The following is an 18206-nucleotide window of genomic DNA, read 5'->3' on the forward strand; positions in this document are numbered from 1 at the left end:
TTCTTATTTCGCAAAAAAAGCAGCAATGCGCTTGCCAAAGGCAACTGTTAAAATACCCACAAATACCTTTGTTATCGATGATATTACCGCGTTTTGATCGTTTTCGTTGGAGATGTTATATAAACGATACAGCAAATCAGGAACGGTATTAACAATAAGCAAACCGCCAATGATAATAAGCGCTATTTCGTATATTACTTTTCTATCGGCAAACAGTTTTACATTTTCCTGCTTATCTGCACTATTTGTAATAAGCCTGGTAATTAGTTTTGTGCCGGCTATTAAAAAGATGGATAAGGCCAGCATAAACACAAAGTTTATGATATTTAGCCAAAACAGGTTCATTTGCTCAGTAGCATGATCGGAACCCGAAATAGCGCTGAATGTTTTTAAGAACGTGAAAAAACCGGGGACTTTGGATAGGTTGGAAACCAGCAGGTACACACCAAGTATCTTTATGGTTATTTCATAAATATCGGATTTCTTCATTTTTTAATTTAGCGTATGGTTTATAATTAATCGGGACGACTAAGATAAACAAATGCGCTACATATCCATGAAAATCAAACCTCAATCCAAATAATAATGCCTTATCTGGTTTAACCCATGATCCAATTCATAAACCCAGGGTGTAGCCGTGGGGATTTCAAGTTGGGTTACCTGCTCATCGGTAAGGCAATCTATATATTTAATTAACGACCGCAGGCTGTTGCCATGGGCAACTACAATTACCTTTTGGTTACGCCGCATGGCACTTACAATCGTTTCGTTCCAAAAGGGCAATACCCTATCCATGGTCTCACTGAGGTTTTCGGTCAGTGGTAGCTCACGGTCTGTTAAATCTTTATAACGTAAATCATGACCAGGAAACCGCGGATCGTCACGGGTTACGGCCGGCGGATGCTCGTTAGGATCGCGGCGCCATTTTTGAACCTGTTCGGCGCCGTATTTGGCTATGGCCTCATCTTTGTTCATTCCCTGTAAAGCGCCGTAAAAACGTTCATTCAGTCGCCATGATTTCTCAACCGGAATCCATAAATGATCCAACTCCTCCAATATAAAATGCATCGTTTTAATGGATCGTTTCAAGTACGAGGTAAAACCAACATCAAAGTTATAACCATTTTTTTTAAGGATCTGCCCTGCTTTGTGGGCTTGCTGGTAGCCATTTTCGGATAAATCGACATCCTCCCAACCTGTGAAACGATTTTCGAGGTTAAAAATGCTTTCGCCGTGGCGTATCAATACTATTTTTTGCATAGGTACTTGCTTAACGCAAAAATAAGGGTAGAGTTGTAAATAAAATTGTAAAATATTCATAAATCAATTAGCTTGCATTATAAACCAAATAATTCTAAACCAATATGATCCCTACTACACCTGCCCCTGTAAAGGATGGCATCGCTAATCCGGCTCCGCTTGGGCTTTGCGCCTTCGGTATGACAACCGTTTTATTAAACATTCATAACGCCGGTTTTTTTGAAATGAACAGCATGATACTGGCTATGGGCATTTTTTACGGCGGCCTGGCCCAGGTTATTGCAGGCGTTATTGAGGCAAAAAAAAATAACACATTTGGGCTAACCGCATTTACATCCTATGGTTTTTTCTGGCTATCGTTGGTTGGTCTTATTGTAATGCCAAAACTCGGTTGGGCCACTGCACCATCTGAAGGCGCTATGTGTGCTTATTTAGCCGTTTGGGGGGTATTTACTTTTCTGTTGTTTTTTGGTACATTAAAGTTAAACCGCGCATTACAGTTTGTTTTTGGCTCGTTAACCATATTGTTTTTTTTATTAGTGGCAGGTGATGCTACCGGCAACCCCACCATAAAGCACCTGGCTGGTTATGAGGGTATTATTTGTGGCGCATCGGCCATTTACACAGGTATTGCCAACGTATTAAATGAAGTTTACGGTCGTGTTGTATTGCCAATAGGCCCGGTGAACGTTTAATATAATCTTGCTAAATTGCGCAGGTGAAAGATTTTAAAAAATACTACAGCATACCGGCTACGCCCGACGAAATTTATATGGCATTAACCAACCCCATAACTATTGAGTTATGGACAGGTGAAACAGCCCAAATGAGTACTGAACCAGGTTCGGAATTCTCAATGTGGGATGGCAGTATTGTTGGCAAAAACATAGAATTTGAGCCCGGTAAAAAAATTGTACAGCAATGGTATTTTGAAGGCAAATCGGATGATTCGATAGTTACCATAAAACTACACCCCGACAAACAGGGTACATCTGCCGAGCTTAGACATACCAACATCCCGGATGAAGATTTTGACGATATTACCGATGGCTGGACTTATAGTTATTTTGGCGGTTTGATAGACTTTTTTGAAGGCGAATAATAGCCGGCGAACAGCAAAAGATTAAATAGAGACCAACAAATTTATTTCACCGGGGACCCAGATATTATCTCAAAATAATCTTCTTAACAATTGGAATTTTATACTAAAGCTATAATTCCGTCATTGCTTTGAGGCTTACCTTTGCTATATTATCTGGTTTCCCCTTTAGTGCCGGGGTAATTGTGCCTTTTAATTTCCCGTTTACTTTGCTCACCATGATCTTCCGGAAGGTGTAATTGCCCTTTTCATAATCATACGTTTCTCCGTCATCATCATATAAAGAATAAGTACCCGGTTTGCTACCATAATACCTCACCTCCAGGTCAACCTTCTGCCTTGCTTTGGGCGTGTGCAGCATTACCGGCATCATGGGGATAATACCGCCGTCCTTTACATAAACCGGTATTTTATCCAGGCCCGGTGTAACGTTGATGACTTCTCCGTCACCTGCGTACTTCCCTGTGTAAAAATCGTACCATTTACCCTTTGGCAAGATTACTTTTCTGCTGGTTTGCCCGGCAAATATTGGTGCTACCAGCAAATATTCGCCGGCCATATACTGGTCTTTAACCTCTTTGGTTATGGCCTCTTCATAAGGATTTTCCTCCAGGTTTACTTTTTTGTTTTCATTTTTAGCTTCCCCTCCAACAAAGCCATCTTCCAGGTACATGGCCCGGAAAGGCGGGATGCCTTCAAAGTGATATTTGGCAAATTCGCTATACCAGTAAGGCATCATCTGCATACGCAGGTTGGCCATTGTTTTTACTTGCTCTGCAACTTCCGGAAACGACCATGGCTTGGTACCGCTGGCCCAGGCATTGATCATCGCCATAGGCGAAAAAACATTCGACTGAAACCGGCGTAACCATTCCTCGCCGGTTTTGGAAGAACGTACCTCGGGCGTCCATAACACACCGGCAAAACCACTGTTTACCAATGCTGTTATAAAATCGCGGTGATCGTAATAATCGTTATAGATAACATAAGGGAACGATGAACCACCGCCATTTGAAGCACGAACCAAGCCAAATGTACGTTGATTACGTTCATGGTAAATTTGGCTGGTGTAGCGTTGCATCATCAAGCCATACGTCTGACGCATTTGTTCGGCATCGTGGCCTGACGGGAAAGTTGCTACGTCGGGCCATAAATAATTATCCCCGCCATCAACCTCATCCATTTTATAACCGCTGATGCCAATATCTATTTTGCCTTTTTCCAGTTCGCCAAAAAAGATCTTACGTGCTTCGGGCATACTTATATCGGGTACTATGCCGTTCCAAACCGTATGCGAACCACTGTAAGGTAAAATACTTTTATAAACAGGTGCCTCTGGAGATACATAAGGATTAGTCCATAAATTGAGCCTGATATTCTTTTTCAGCATATCCTGTATAAAACCTTTAGGATCAGGGAACCGGCTTGCATCCCACTCAAAAGTACAAGGGTATGATTTACTTTGCCAGCCTGGCTCAAGCCCGATAAAATCAAGCGGATAACCCTTTTCCTCAAATGCCTTTGCTTCGGCTGCAACACCCTGCGCATCGGTTAAACGCTGCATACGCTGTGTAAAGCCCAGGCCCCAGCGTGGTGGTAAACAACCGCCGCCGTTTAGCAAATTATAACGCCGTACGGCATCTAAAGTAGTTGGACCAGCAAATACATAAATCTCTACCCCGGAAGCGGGCACCAGCATTTCCACACCATCTGAATATGGATGCGAGCTCCATGTTTTATCAAGATTCCTGTCTTTTACTTCGGGAGGTACTTTACTGTCGCGCCTTACTGCTGTACCGGCATATACGTCGATATACCTGGCCGAATTGATAAACACACCATAACCATTTGATGATACATAAAAAGGTGTGGGTGCATGGGTGCGCCCATTATCCTTACCGGCATAATTGTCAACATGCAGCGTAAGCACTTTGCCGCGCTGAAATACTGTCTGGAAATTTAAACCGAAACCAAACAACTGCTCTTTTTTTTCCAATGGAAAGCGCAGGTAAGTTTTACCACCCTGTACACTACCGGTGATCTCCTGCTGTGGCAAAGGGAAGGCGGTCTTTGGCATTTGCGCTAAACCGGCATGATAGGGTTGTACCCCGGCCACTTTCAGTAAGTCAAATTCTTCGGGCTTACCTATAATGCCTTTCCATATTCCGGGTTCTACTTCCGTCCAGGCAATAGATTGCGCGTGAAGCTCTGCCGCAAAACTCCAAAACAAACAAATCAGCAAAAAGCATTTCAAATTTTTTATCATGTTAGTTAGGTATAATGGTATAGGTTTTACCTTTTTCTGTAGCAAAGTCAATTACATAACCTTTATTAAAGGATACATCCGGCAGTTTGGCGTCATCTGCTTTCTTGTAAACCGGTGTTACCGGTGGCGTATCTAAAATATTTTTGTTGATACCTGTAGCCGCTTTGCTGCCTACCTCAACCACTTTTACAGGTATCGGGGTTCGTAAGCGGCAATTGCCCCCAACAATTGACTTGATCAGCGCTTTACTCAACTTTCCCTTTTTCCAGTCAATCGCTACCTCAAAGTTTCCGCGGGCTTTGATGCCTTTAATGCTGCCATCGGCCCAGGCATCGGGCAGGGCGGGTAACAATTCTATTTCACCATCCTGGCTTTGCAACAGCATTTCGGTCATACCGGCCGTTCCTCCAAAATTTCCGTCGATCTGGAAGGGCGGATGGGCGTCAAACAAATTGGGATAAGTGCCACCGCCACTCATTTGTCCTTTTTTTTGCAATGGGTTCATATAGTTAAATGCTGCGCCCAATATTTTATAGGCATGGTTGCCATCGTGCATCCGCGACCACCAGTTCACTTTCCAGGCCATTGACCAGCCTGTGCTTACATCACCCCTGTAAATCATTGATTGTTTTGCCGCAGCAGCTAACTGGGGCGTATTAAACACAGAGATTTGCCTGCCCGGAAACAAACTAAACAAATGCGATATATGCCGGTGCGTATCTGCGGTATCATCCCAATCCTGAAACCACTCCTGTATCTGGCCATGTTTACCTATATGAAATGGATAAAGCTTATCATAAGCGGTTTTTACCTTGGCTGTAAACACTTTATCGGTACCCAATATCTCCGCGCTGCTTATACAATCCTGGAACAACTCGCGGATGATAGACATATCCATAGTAGAAGCCATACTTACCTGGTATTCCTTACCACTGATTTTAATAGTATTTTCGGGCGAGGTGGAGGGATTTGTTACCAGGTAGCCTGTTTTAGGATCGGCTACCAGCCAGTGCAGCATAAACTGTGCAGCGCCTTTAATAATAGGGTACGCAGTTTTGCTCAAAAAAAGCTTGTTGCCGGTAAAAAGGTAATGGTCATATAAATGAAGGCTCATCCAGGCGCCGCCCATTGGCCAGGCTGTCCAGCGCACCGCGCTCCTGGGGTCGTGATCAAAATTACCAACGGTTGATGTTTTAGCCCAGATATCGCTGTTATGGTGCTGTACCCAGCCTTCATTAATGTTATAATTTACCTTGGCTGTAATTGCTCCGTTCACGGCAAGCTCTTTCAGAAAATCAAATAAGGGTTGGTGGCACTCCGAAAGATTGGTATTTTCGGCCAGCCAGTAATTCATTTCGGTATTGATGTTGGTAGTATAATTACTGCCCCATGGCGGTATCACCTGGTCGTTCCAGATGCCCTGCAGGTTGGCAGGCGCGCTGCCAGGCCTTGAGCTGGCAATCAGCAAATAACGCCCAAACTGGTAATACAGGGTTTGTAATTGCTTATCGGGATTAGCTACACTGAAACTCCTGAGCCGTTCGTCCGTAGGTTGTTTTACCATCACCGTATCTGCACCCAAATTAAAATCGACCCGTTTAAAAAGGCGTTGATAATCCGCAATGTGCCTTTGTTTGAGCTGTTCGTACGTTTTTTGCAATGCGGCAAGCAGGCTGGCATTGGCCTCAATGGCCGGATCTTTACCCTGCAGCCCCGGCGATTTATTAAAACCGTTAAAGCTGGTTGCCTCGGTTAAATAAAGTATAACCTGGTTGGCGCCTGTAACCTGTAATGCGTTGTTATCGGCTATCACCCGCCCGCCATTATTTTTTATTTTGAGGTTGATCTGGAAACTCATACCCTCGCCTTTAGGCTCATCATAAATTACCTGCCGGGGTTCGGATTCCCGGTTGGCCACATAACTCGGGGCTTTACCTTTTAAAATCAGCTTATTGTTGCCATCCTTTTCGATGCTGAAGTGCAACTTGCTTTGCAAATTGGCTGTGAAATTAATAGCGCCTTTTTTATCCGCGGTAATACGTACCATCATTACCTTATCCGGGTAGCTTATAAATGTTTCCCGTTGATAATGCACACCACCAGCCTCAAACCGCAAGTTCGAAACCGCGTTATTTAAGTTCAGGTCGCGGTAGTAATGTGCACTGTCCTTCAGGTTAAAGTTAAGCAGCAGATCGCCCAAGGGCAGATACCTGGCCGTGTATGGCCCTTGTAAATACTTTTTCCATATCTCTGCCGCTTTTTCAAAATCGTTATCAAACACGGCCTTTCGTACTTCGGGCAAATGCGCTGACGCCTGTGGATTATTCCCGGCTTCGGGGTAGCCCGACCACAGGTTATGGTCGTTAAGCTGGTAATGCTCGTGGTTAACACCGCCAAACACCATAGCGCCGGTGGTGGCATTTCCCAGGGGCAGCGCCTCTTCCCAGGCAACAGCCGGTTTAGTATACCAAAGTTTTAAATATGTGTCGTTGTTATTTGTTTGTGCGCTTGCAATTTCAGTACTTACCAAGCCCGCAACAATCAAATATTTTTTAAGAAAACGTGTTTTGCAAAACCTCATATTATTTAGCTGTTGTTAACTTAAAGGCCATTACCTTTTTAGCCCAAAAGGTGGGCACATACAAAATGTGTTTCACGGTATCATAGGCCAGGTCGGCAGTATTTACTTTTTGCGCCTGTGTATCAAGCAGGGTTTCTATTTTACCATCGGCAGTTACATAAAATATATGTCCCGACCAGCAGGTGATTAGGAAATCGCCGTTACCAACAGGTTCAAGGCCATCACCTCCGCAGCTTAGCATGGTTATTTGTGTTAAATTACCCTGGCTATCTGCTTTCATAAATTTTTGCCCCCCAAGTATGTAAAGATCAGTACCGATAGCTTTAAGCCCGTTTACACCGCTTACGTTTGTTAAAAACGTGCTTGCATGACCGTTTTCAATACGGTGTATTTTTTTTGTTTTACTATCTGATACATAAACAACGCCTTTATCATTAACAGTAATATCATTTAAAGCTTTGGCACTATCAATAGCAATCTTATTTTTAACCTTACCCGTATTGATATCAATAACTACCACCTCCGACAGATCTGCGGCGTATAAATCATTACCAAACCGCCCCAGTCCTTTAGGTGCATTTAAACCGGTTGTAAAATCAAGGTTAATGATCTTTCCGTCAACAGTAATTTTGGCTACGCCACCTTTACCATCAACAGCGTTGGGGTTTCCATCTATCTCTGATACATATAATATACCTTTTTTAAAATCCGGCAAAACTGATTCGGGAACCCTTATAACTGTATCCGTTTCCCAAAGCTTTTCCAGTTGATGTGTTTGTGCATTACTGTCATAAACAGTAACTACCATTAAAACAGGCAATATGTATTTAAAAAGTTTGCTCTTCATAGTTATATTATTTGTTTGGTATTGATACTTATAAAGTGACCGCTTGTGTACCCCCGTCATTTACTTTGTATTTGATGGTTTTGCTACCCTCGGTTATGGTAATATTTAACTTCTCCTTATTCAACCTCGATATTTTAAGGTTGAACACGTGCCCAAATGAATGGATGTTATTTAGCGCCATTTCATTCCAACCATTTGGCAGCCGTGGTGTGCAATTGAAGCTATTAAAGCCTGTTGGCCGCATACCAAATAAGCCTTCGGTGAATATTCTGCAGTAAAGTCCGCTCTCGGCAGATAGATGTCTTTGGTTACCTTCGGGATAGGCTTCTACCGGGTAGGGCACATGCTCTCCCAATAGTCGCCTGCGCGAATAATAGCGCAGGTAATCCATTGCTTTTTCTGTTTTACCAGCCTGCAATACACCGCGAAGTGCATACAGGGTTGAGCGGTCCCAAAAGGTTTCTTTGCCGGCCTCGGTAGCTAATCCGTCAGCCGTCCATAAGCGGGGCGAAAAAAGGGCATTGATGGTTCCTTCACTCCTATCTAAAATGCCCATGGTAAGTGGCAGGCAGATCCAGGCACGCAGTACATCATTGGTTTCGTAGTATTTGTAGGTTTTAAAGCCTTCTATGGTTGTCCCGAAGTATTTTTCGATATTACTTTTAAGCGTTGCAGCTTGTTTTAAATACTCGTCTGTTTGTGCTTTTGGCTGATGCAATTGTTTGCCAAGGTAAGCCGCCGATATCAAGGCGTCATAATAAAGGCTATTGGTTGACAGATTGGCTTTACCTGATGGAAAGCGACCTTCCAGCTCATCATGATCTGAAGTAACAACGCCCTGGTCGTTTAGCTTCCTGTGGCTATATTCCAGGCACCAGGTAATGAGCGGCCACAATACTTTTGCAGAATCTGGGCGGCCATAGGTTAATGCATACCGCGAAGCGCCATAGGCAATCATAGCCTGGTCGCCACGGTCACCCGCGCCTTTCCATACGGCGTCGCCTTCGGCAACTATGGAGCTGGGTATGGGTTTGTACTCCGGGTTCATATACCTGGCAAATAAGCGGTAGCAAGTCATGGCCGACAGGTTGCCGATACTATCTCCGGAAAACGCAAAGAAGGGACTAATATACTCGGCCTGGTCATTTGCCCAGATCGCAGCATAGTATGCCAGCCCGCCCGGCCCATGCAGATAGCCTGCTTTGGTTTTGTAAATACTCTCTGTCCCCCTGATTTTGGCAAAGGCGAACGCAGTATTTAATAAAGTATCGGGTGTTTTTAATTGCAGTGGTGATAAAATTGTATTTACACGGCTTTCACGGGCTTTTTCTTCCGCATCTGCGTTAACCGTAATTGGCTGACCAGGAAAATCTGTTGCCAAATAATAAACCGCGAAAGTTGTATGCTCACCGGCTTGCACTATACGGCTGCCACTATTCGCAGATCCCATGATGATGGAATGGGGCCTTACTTTACTTTTAAGACTATCCGTCCTGACCTCATGCCGCAAATACTCCATGGAAATGGTGACCGGTTTATCGGTAATATTAGTAAACACAAACTTTTCAATAACCATAGGTTTATCTACCGAGGGGAAAATACTCCGTTCAATTTTTACCAGCGCCGGATTGCTCGTTGTCGCCTCAATCCGCATAATGCCTTTGTGGCTGATACTTTTGATGTTGTACGAAAGATCGCCCGATTTTTTCCCGCTGGCCAAATCAGTTTTTAACTGCCGGTTATTAATGTAAAACCGGGGCAGTCCGCTATCCTGAAAAGAATAGTCAATATGGGTACGGGTACCATCGGGCAGCATCCTGAATGTTGGGAACACTACCGTTCGCAAAACAGATGATCTGCCAGCGCTATCTAACCCATACTGAACCCAAACCGATACTTTCTCTCCCGACATTTCTATATGATCTGTATGCGGTAACCTGCCGTTAATGTTCCATTTGATACTTCCATCTGGTTGTATGGCCCAACGGTCGGTTTGTTTTGGTAAAGCGCTCTGCTGGGCATAAAGCCTGCAGGGCAGTAGAAAAACTAAGCCTAAAAATACTTTGCAAATATTTGCCTTCATTTTATATTGATCATCAATGTGTTATTCTAATCCAAAACAGCTGTTCCGGCTTTCAGATCGGCAGATAGCTCAACCTTTTTTTGTATGCCGGGGATTTTATTTTCCAGGATATGTACATCACGGCTTGCATTGCCTTCAACACGCACAAATGAATCTGCAGACCCGGCTACCGTGGTATTATTTATGCGGGCCCCCGCAACATTCTCTAACCTTATTACAGCCTGGGCTCCGGTAGTTTCGGGAATGATGCAGGAATTAAGTTCTATATTTTCCCCATCTTCACAGATAATGGCTGGCCGAAGATCATTATGGCTTAGGGTAAATTTTACATTGCTCACCTTTAGTCCATCCACATGCCTGGCCCAAACACCGTAGGCCGGCACCAGCGGACCAAATGTTTTTACTTCGGGATATTTATCAATGGCCTCGGGTACAACCTGCCTGGCATTTTCATTATTTCCGCCGCCTGCAAGGTTTATCTCTATGTTTTCTAATACGAGGTTTTTAATGTTATGCCCAGGGATACCTGTTATCAGGATACCCGATGGCGGCATAAGCTGTGCGTTATCGGCCGCTTTTGCTTTTACATTTTTGATGATTACGTTCTCAAGCGTCCCTATAGGTTGCTGACTATCCTGATCTTTACGGAATACACTTAACCTGGCACCTAAACGAATGAGTATTGGCGTTTTTACCTCACCCATGGTAATATCGCTGATTTGGACATTCCTGATATTTGCACCATCAACCGAAAGCAGCTTTATACCGCCATTGGCTGTATCGTAGATATAACATTGCGATATGTTGATGTTCTCAAATGCCGCCATGGATTCAGTGCCGATTTTGATGGCTCCCTGGCCGCTTTTTAACCGCAGGCCCGAAACAACAATGTCTTTACAGGCCATTTTGCTTGATGTTGTTTTAAAACACAAAGCGTCATCGCCGCTTTCCACATCACAATTTTTAATAGTAACATCCTGGCAGCCATCTATATCCATGCCATCATTGTGCGCTACGCCCCTGCTTACAATTTTTACATTTTTAATGCTTACCTGTTTGCATTGAAAGTAATGCGATGTCCAGGCTGCGGCATAATTTAGGGTAACACCATTCAAAGCAACGTTCTGGCAACGTACAATACGCAATAAAAACGGGCGTCTGCCCCAGCGCTGTGATTCGGCACGTGTATCCGTTAATATTTGCTGCGCTTTGAGTTTTGATCCCTGGCCATCAATGGTACCTTCGCCAGCTATGCCTATATTTTTTTTATCAACGGCTACAACCAGCGCCCAGCCTACACTTATGCCAAGTCCATCCACAAACGGGTCAAGATTTTTATAATCGTTAACATCGGTGCTGCCTAATAAAACAGCGCCTTTGTTTAGCTGCAGGGTAATATTATCATTCAATGCGATTGTACCTGTTAAAAACACTCCCGAAGGAATAACAACTTTACCGCCACCGCTTTTATAACAAGCGTCAATTGCTTTTTGAATAGCCGCGGTATTTAATGTAGTGCCGTTGCCTACGGCACCGTAAGCCGAGATATCTACATCGGCAGCAAACAAACTTAAATTACACGCCACTATAAAAATAATACCCAGCAATAGCCTGGTTAGCTTGTACATGGTTATTTTTTCCTTTCTGCTTTAAGCATTTCTGTTCCGGCCAGTAACAGTGCCCCTAAGCCATGTGTATCGTTTAGCTCGGTTGGCCGGGTGTAGTAAAATTTAATGTCGGTATCCATGTTGGTACCAATACAAACATCCTGCAATTCGCCGTTTGCAGTAATTTTGGTAGCCAGGCCTTTCCAGCCTTCCTGGGCTATAGCTATATATTTTTCATTGATCCATCCCTGGTTTACTGCACGGGCTACGGCATAGGTGTACATAGCTGTAACTGATGTTTCCAGGTATGAATCCGGTTTATCCAATAACTGGTGCCATAAACCGGTTGGGTCCTGGTAGCGGGAGTAACCTACAATTTGCCTCAACAGTAATTTAATCAGTTCGGGGCGTTTGGGATGGTTTGCCGGCAAATTGTTTAACAGCTCAACCTGTGCCATGGCTATCCAGCCATTGCTGCGCCCCCAATGACCTACACCATTGGTTTGATCGTCAGAATAATAATTATGAAAGAAAAGGCCGGTGGCAGGATCATAAAGATATTTGTTAAAATTCTCTACCTGTTTTATCGCGTCATCAAAGTATTTGTTGTCGCCTGTAAGCTTGCCCATACGTGCCAAAAACGGGATACTCATAAACATATCATCGGCCCAAAGGGTACCAAAACGAGGCTGCGGGCGGGCAAACGTACCATCTGCCAAACGCATCTGTTTGGTTGAAATATAAGCTGCAGATCTTTCTAAATACGCCTGGTAATCTTTTCTTTGTGCCAGCGTATTTACATCAAACAATCCGGCAGACATTGCTCCGCAAGCATCAAGGTTGGTGATATTGAATACAGACCCATATTCTACCCTTGATGTTTTAGCTTTTTGAAGCGTTTCAAAATAATTAAGGTTATCAAAAATGAATGTAAAATTGTGCTGAGAATATTCCGAGTACTTTTTATCATTAAGCACATCAGCAGTTTGCACCATGCCAATGGCTAAAACACCGTTTACATAGGCCCACTTATTGTATTTGCTGTCAGCTTTAATATCAGCTGATGATGCCAATCCTTTGGTAGAATCGTATTTTTCTTTAGTATTGGAATTGATAAATTTAAAAGAGGTGTTTTGAACTATATTGTCGGCAACCTTGCGAACAACTGCTTCGGTGTTGGTATCCTGCCCAAATGCTATCGCCGGGCAAACCATTAGTAATAAGTATAAAAATGATTTCATAATATTGAGGTATCTGTTTTAAAAAAGGATTTATTTTTTATTAGCGGCTCTTACAGCTTTTACCTGTGCCGTACTTATTGCACCCGCTTTATTGGTAAAATTTTTCCTGACATAGGTTAACACGGCAGCAATTTCCTGGTCTTTCAAAAAATCATGTGCCGGCATTACGTTGGAGTATGATTCACCATCAATATCAACGTTTTCTGAAAATCCGTTAAGCACAACCTTAATCAGGCGGGTTTTATCGCCCAACACATAAGATGTTTTAGTTAACGGAGGGTTCATGTTGGGTACCCCGCCCCCATCGGCCTGGTGGCAGGTCAAACAATATTTTACATATACACTTTTACCGTCAACCATCGAGGCAGCTAAGCTTTGCCGGGGTTTAGTCCGATTCTTTGTTGAAGCTTTAACCTGGGCCATTAACTGAGAGCAGCTAAAAATGAAGATGATAATCATTAAATATTTTCTCATTGCAGCAATTACTTTTTAGTGTAGATAATGCGGTATATGGTACCTTTTGAATCATCAGTAACATACAAAGAACCATCGGTGCCCTGGGCAAGCCCGCAGGGGCGATGATCGGCCCGACCAGCGGCTGTTTTTTCGGGTGAGCCCGAAAAACCATCTGCAAATACCTCCCAATCACCGTCGGGCTTTCCATTTTTAAATGGCTGAAAAACTACGAAGTATCCGGCCTGTGGTTCGGGAGCCCTGTTCCATGAGCCATGAAATGCTATAAAAGCACCGTTTTTATACTTTGCCGGAAATTGATTGCCGGTATAAAACAGCAAACCATTGGGCGCCATATGGCCAGGATAGGCGGCAGCCGGATCGATAAATTTAGCATCAGCTTCTTTTTTTCCATCGCCGCCATACTCAGGGGCTTGTATCTTCTTATGCTGAATCTGGTCATAGTACATATACGGCCAGCCTGCATTGTCTCCCTTTTTAAGGGCGTATAAACATTCGGCTGGTAACTCGGCAGATTGTTTGGTGGTATATAGTTCGGGCCACGAGCTGTTGAGGTTATCCCTGCCATGCTGCATTACAAAAAGCTGGTTGTCCTGCTGGTTCCAGTCCATACCTACCATATTTCTTAGCCCGGTTGCATACCGCACACCATCGCCATAGGTTTGGTTTAATTTGTCGGCCTTAAACTGCCACACCCCACCCATCGAATCAAGAATAGGGCAGCCCGGTATTCCGGGTGAATGTAACCCGCGGTCTTTTTCCTGGCATGAATTAAACCAGGCGCCTATGTTTACATAAATGTTGCCATCGTTATCCAATGCAAACGATTTGGTTTCGTGCTGGCGGCCCGCCTTTAAACCGGTAACTATTTTTTCGGGCTGATCGGGGTTAATAACTTCATTTTTATCATTCACTTTATACCTGAACACCTCAGTATTGGATGAAGCATACAGGTAACCGTTTTTCAAATAAACTTCGGTACCACCGTAAGTACCAAAGCCCGATTTGAGTTCGGCCTTGCCATTTACAGCTTCATGAAATACTAAAATACCTTTGCCTTCTTTGTTAACCTTTGCAAGCTTTACATAAATATCGCCTTGTGGCGTAACCACCAAATGCCTTGCCTTGGCACCGGTCTCGGCAACTTTTAAGGCGCCAAATCCGGCGGGTAATTTTAAACCGGCATTATCGGCATCGGGTACTACATCGGCTGCCGGTTTTAGGGCATAAAGTGTTACGCTTACTGCAAGCGCTGTAAGTATTATTATTAACCTGGATAGTTTACTTTTCATGCAATTATTTATTTTATTAAAGTTCCTTTTTATTCACATCCGCCATCCTGGTGTTTGCTACCGGTAGGCTGTTGTATATGTTAAAATCTTTTACTTCATTTAAAACAAATGCCGGTGAATTGGCTGCTTTCTGCGCTTTGATATGCTGAAAATCAGCGCCGGTTACATGGTCAAGTATAAATGCCGGGCGAAGATCCTCATCAATATAACTTACCTCAACATCGTTCATTTTAAGATCTTTAACATTGCGGATAAAGAAACCATAGGATGGCATTGTACCAAAGCGGTATGGTTCTGGATATTCTTTTTCTAAACCAGGTACTTCACGCGTTGATTGCTCTTTAGTGCCACCGCCTTTGTAATAGATCCTGATGTTACTTAACCGTAGGTCTTCAATATCATGGCCAGGGATTCCGCTTATGATTGCGCCATGCTTATTATCGGCATTATAACATACCACATTGCTGATGATAACTCGTCTGAGGACGCCTACCGGTGTACCTTCGGGTCCGCGCATGCGTGCCCCAAGACGAACAAAGATTGGTGCGTTTACAATATCACGCATGGTAATGTTAGTAATGGTAACATCTTCTAAAAGTGCACCATCAACAGTTTCAAGAGCCAAACCACGGCAATAATCAAACACGCAATTTGAAATGGTGACATTCTTAAATCCGCCATTTGATTCGGTGCCCATTTTTATACGTCCTGTAGGATTACCATCGGAGTATTTCTTTTCGTTCCGTTTAAAAGTGCCATCTAAAAACGAACCTTCATCATAACCGCTTACCTGGCAGTTGGTGATGGTAACGTTTTCTGTAGCGCGGGCAAAGCCAAGGCCAAAGGTGCTTTTCAAACATATACCATCATCATAGGGAGAGTTAACGCTGCAGTTAGAAATACGCACATTACGGCAACAGTCAATATCCATCCCGTCGCGGTTGGTATCCATCTTCACATTATCAATAGTAAAGTTATCTATCCCGGTAGCCAGGATGCCAAACCAGCCGCCATGCAATATAGATATGTCTTTAATGATTACATTGCGGCATAAATAAAGGCTGATTGTTTTGTTCGGGCGCTTGTCATCCTCTCCTTTATTGCTCCGCACCAGGTCTTTTCCCCAAAGGGTACCGGGGCCTAATATGGAAATATCATGCAGGTTTTCGCCCCATATCAAACTGTTATGCCAATGCCTGTGCCCAAAATCCTGGTATTTGTTATCGATCTTATTTTCGGGTAAATCATAACCTGAATCATCAGCAATTGGAGCTGCAATTATTGTAGCTCCCTGGTCTATGTACAAAGAGATAGTGCTTTTGAGATGAATAGAACCGCACAAATAATTACCGGCAGGAAAGTAAACAGTGCCTCCGCCGGCTGTTGCCGCCGCATCTATTGCTTTATTAATCCCTTTGGTATCAATGGTTTTGCCATCCCCTTTTACGCCATAAAGTTTTACATTATATGGTGATGTTTCGGGCGCTGTATAAACGCCTGCATAAGCTGTAAGGCCATAAAAAAACAAAAGAAAAGTAAAAAGAATACCTGGAACCGGGTTATGTTTTTTCATATGGTTTTAATTATTGCGTTCTGTTTGTTATAAATAGATGTTAAAGTACCCTGCTATTAAGCCAACAGTTTTTAGCCGGAAGTCTCAAGTCGTATTTTGCTTGTTTCTTACTCAGAACTTAAGACTTTCGACTTAAGACTAACCGACAATTTAAGTATGACGAGACACTAACTTACCAACCAGGGTTTTGAGGATAAGGGGTACCGGTAATTGTGGCATCGATTTGTGTTTGCGGAATTGGGCGCAGCACATGGAATGGTTTAATATTATTTTTACCATCGGTGTTATGCAGCTTTACCCTTTCCAGTAATTTACCAGTGCGGGCCAAGTCAAGCCAGCGCACCAGTTCGCCACATAATTCCCTTGACCGCTCATCCAAAATAAAATCCAGTGTAATTTTATCAGCAGTGATATCCATTGCGGCAGCGTTGCCCGATGGATAAGCAGCCCTTTCGCGCACCGCATTAATATACGGTACTGCATCAGCCGCACGGCCATCCATATATAATGCCTCGGCAGCAATTAGATAGGTTTCGGCCAGCCTGTATATGATGATAGGCCTGCTGGATGGAGAATTTTGATCGGGCCGCTTGGTATCAAAATATTTAATCATGGCGGGCGACAGGGCAATACTGTATTTATTTGGAGGAAGAACCTGGTAGCGATACTTTGCAATCTGACTGGATGTCATGGCGTAGCCTGGCATCCATATAGCTGTATCGCCTACAGTAAATTTAGGGGCGCCTGGTTGTGCACCGGCCGGGGCGCCGGCCGGTAAAGGATTGGGCCAGTTTGGTATAGATGCGGCATTGTTACATAACCACATGGTTTGAAACGTTTTATTATACCGCTGGTCGTTTACCCTTTCTTTAAACACGGTATCAGTAAGCCAATGGGTGGGCACAGCACGTATATAAGGCCGGCCATAAAGCGTGCTGCGCTGCATTCCTGGCTGCACTTCATATTTCGGCGCAAATAAATGGCAAAGCAGGTTATCGGGCCCGCTGTTGTTTTGCGTAGCCGACCCGTTGTAAGCTAATGTAGTTGTATGCTGTACTGTCCACAATATTTCGCTGTTGCTTTCATTACCTTCGGCAAATACCTTTCCAAAATCCTGCTGCAGCTTTATACCGGCACCAGGGGCAATATTGGTAATTAAATCAATAGCGTTGGTATAGGCGTTTTTATAATCATCAGCTTGTTTGGCCGATGAGCCTGCCCTTGTTAAGTAAACTTTTGCAAGCATATGCTCGGCCGCAGCTTTGGTAGCCCTGCCCGGCTGCACGCCATTGGTTAACGGCCCTACAGGCAAACCAGCTATGGCATCTTTTAAATCCTGAATTATAAAAGTATACACATCGGCCATGGGTGCGCGGGTAGCAGAAGTTGTTGGGGTTGCCTGAAAGCTTTTGTTTAAAGTAACGTCGCCCCAAAACTGAACTAATATAAAATAATAATTGGCTCGCAGAAACTTAGCCTCGCCAATCAGGCTTGCTTTGGTAGCAGCATCGAGCCCGGACGGAGCATTATCAATTAGCCCGTTGCAGGTGTTGATATAGGTATAACAGTTTTTCCATATCCCGGCTACTATACCATCAGCGGTATTAAAGTTACTGTTGTATTTAACCAGGCCGTTATTACCATCGTTACCGGCAATAAACTCATCGGTACCAGGTACCGTCATTTCAAAATAGGTATCAGGTCCCCAAATGGTTCTAAACCCGGCATATGCTGCCGTAAGACCTGCCTGGAAACCCTGGGTTGTTGTAAAAAAGGCAGGGGTTAGGGTTGATTTAGGAGCTTCTACCAGTGTTTTTTTACACGCAGTAAGCATCAGACCTAAAAATAAACAGGTGTATAAATATATAGATATCCTTTTCATC

At 43.7% G+C, this 18206-nt stretch carries 14 protein-coding genes; 2 read left to right on the forward strand and 12 right to left on the reverse strand.

Annotated elements, in window-relative coordinates:
* Nucleotides 1-3 precede the first annotated feature (3 nt).
* Nucleotides 4-489, reverse strand: a complete 486-nt coding sequence (locus tag AC1RM2_RS29160) for a hypothetical protein (RefSeq protein ID WP_492988669.1) — start codon at nt 487-489, stop codon at nt 4-6.
* Between the two features lie 81 nt (nt 490-570).
* Complete coding sequence (gpmA, locus tag AC1RM2_RS29165; RefSeq protein WP_492988670.1) at nt 571-1260, reverse strand: 2,3-diphosphoglycerate-dependent phosphoglycerate mutase; 690 nt, start codon at nt 1258-1260, stop codon at nt 571-573.
* A 104-nt stretch (nt 1261-1364) separates the two neighbouring features.
* Here gpmA and AC1RM2_RS29170 point away from each other — a divergent pair, with 104 nt between their 5' ends.
* On the forward strand, nt 1365-1955 hold the full coding sequence (locus AC1RM2_RS29170; protein WP_492988671.1) for an acetate uptake transporter: 591 nt from the start codon (nt 1365-1367) through the stop codon (nt 1953-1955).
* A gap of 23 nt (nt 1956-1978) precedes the next feature.
* Nucleotides 1979-2362 carry an SRPBCC domain-containing protein gene (locus tag AC1RM2_RS29175; RefSeq protein ID WP_492988672.1) on the forward strand — a complete coding sequence of 128 codons (384 nt, stop codon included), beginning with the start codon at nt 1979-1981 and terminating at the stop codon, nt 2360-2362.
* A 109-nt stretch (nt 2363-2471) separates the two neighbouring features.
* On the opposite strand, the gene AC1RM2_RS29180 is transcribed toward AC1RM2_RS29175, so the two are convergent.
* The 10 genes from AC1RM2_RS29180 to AC1RM2_RS29225 form a co-directional block, all read right to left on the reverse strand.
* Nucleotides 2472-4625: a glycoside hydrolase family 31 protein gene (locus tag AC1RM2_RS29180; protein WP_492988673.1), complete on the reverse strand. Its 2154-nt coding sequence runs from the start codon at nt 4623-4625 to the stop codon at nt 2472-2474.
* A 1-nt stretch (nt 4626) separates the two neighbouring features.
* The gene (locus AC1RM2_RS29185) at nt 4627-7206 is read right to left on the reverse strand and encodes a glycoside hydrolase family 95 protein (RefSeq protein ID WP_492988674.1); all 2580 of its coding nucleotides are present in this window, start codon (nt 7204-7206) and stop codon (nt 4627-4629) included.
* Between the two features lies 1 nt (nt 7207).
* Nucleotides 7208-8053 (reverse strand): SMP-30/gluconolactonase/LRE family protein, encoded by an 846-nt coding sequence (locus tag AC1RM2_RS29190; protein ID WP_492988675.1) that lies wholly within the window; start codon nt 8051-8053, stop codon nt 7208-7210.
* 28 nt (nt 8054-8081) lie between these two features.
* A complete protein-coding gene (locus AC1RM2_RS29195) occupies nt 8082-10136 on the reverse strand; it encodes a glucosidase family protein (protein WP_492988676.1) in 2055 nt (684 codons plus the stop codon).
* Between the two features lie 26 nt (nt 10137-10162).
* Complete coding sequence (locus AC1RM2_RS29200) at nt 10163-11764, reverse strand: glycoside hydrolase family 28 protein (protein WP_492988677.1); 1602 nt, start codon at nt 11762-11764, stop codon at nt 10163-10165.
* A gap of 2 nt (nt 11765-11766) precedes the next feature.
* Complete coding sequence (locus AC1RM2_RS29205; RefSeq protein WP_492988678.1) at nt 11767-12984, reverse strand: glycoside hydrolase family 88/105 protein; 1218 nt, start codon at nt 12982-12984, stop codon at nt 11767-11769.
* A gap of 30 nt (nt 12985-13014) precedes the next feature.
* A complete protein-coding gene (locus AC1RM2_RS29210; RefSeq protein WP_492988680.1) occupies nt 13015-13458 on the reverse strand; it encodes a c-type cytochrome in 444 nt (147 codons plus the stop codon).
* Nucleotides 13459-13466: 8 nt separating this feature from the next.
* On the reverse strand, nt 13467-14750 hold the full coding sequence (locus tag AC1RM2_RS29215; RefSeq protein ID WP_492988681.1) for a PQQ-dependent sugar dehydrogenase: 1284 nt from the start codon (nt 14748-14750) through the stop codon (nt 13467-13469).
* Between the two features lie 16 nt (nt 14751-14766).
* Entirely contained in the window at nt 14767-16323 is a 1557-nt protein-coding gene (locus AC1RM2_RS29220; protein ID WP_492988682.1) for a rhamnogalacturonidase, read from the reverse strand.
* A gap of 172 nt (nt 16324-16495) precedes the next feature.
* Entirely contained in the window at nt 16496-18205 is a 1710-nt protein-coding gene (locus tag AC1RM2_RS29225; RefSeq protein ID WP_492988683.1) for a RagB/SusD family nutrient uptake outer membrane protein, read from the reverse strand.
* Nucleotide 18206: the final 1 nt, after the last annotated feature.

This window comes from Mucilaginibacter sp. GW822-FHT03E02, from assembly GCF_058801545.1.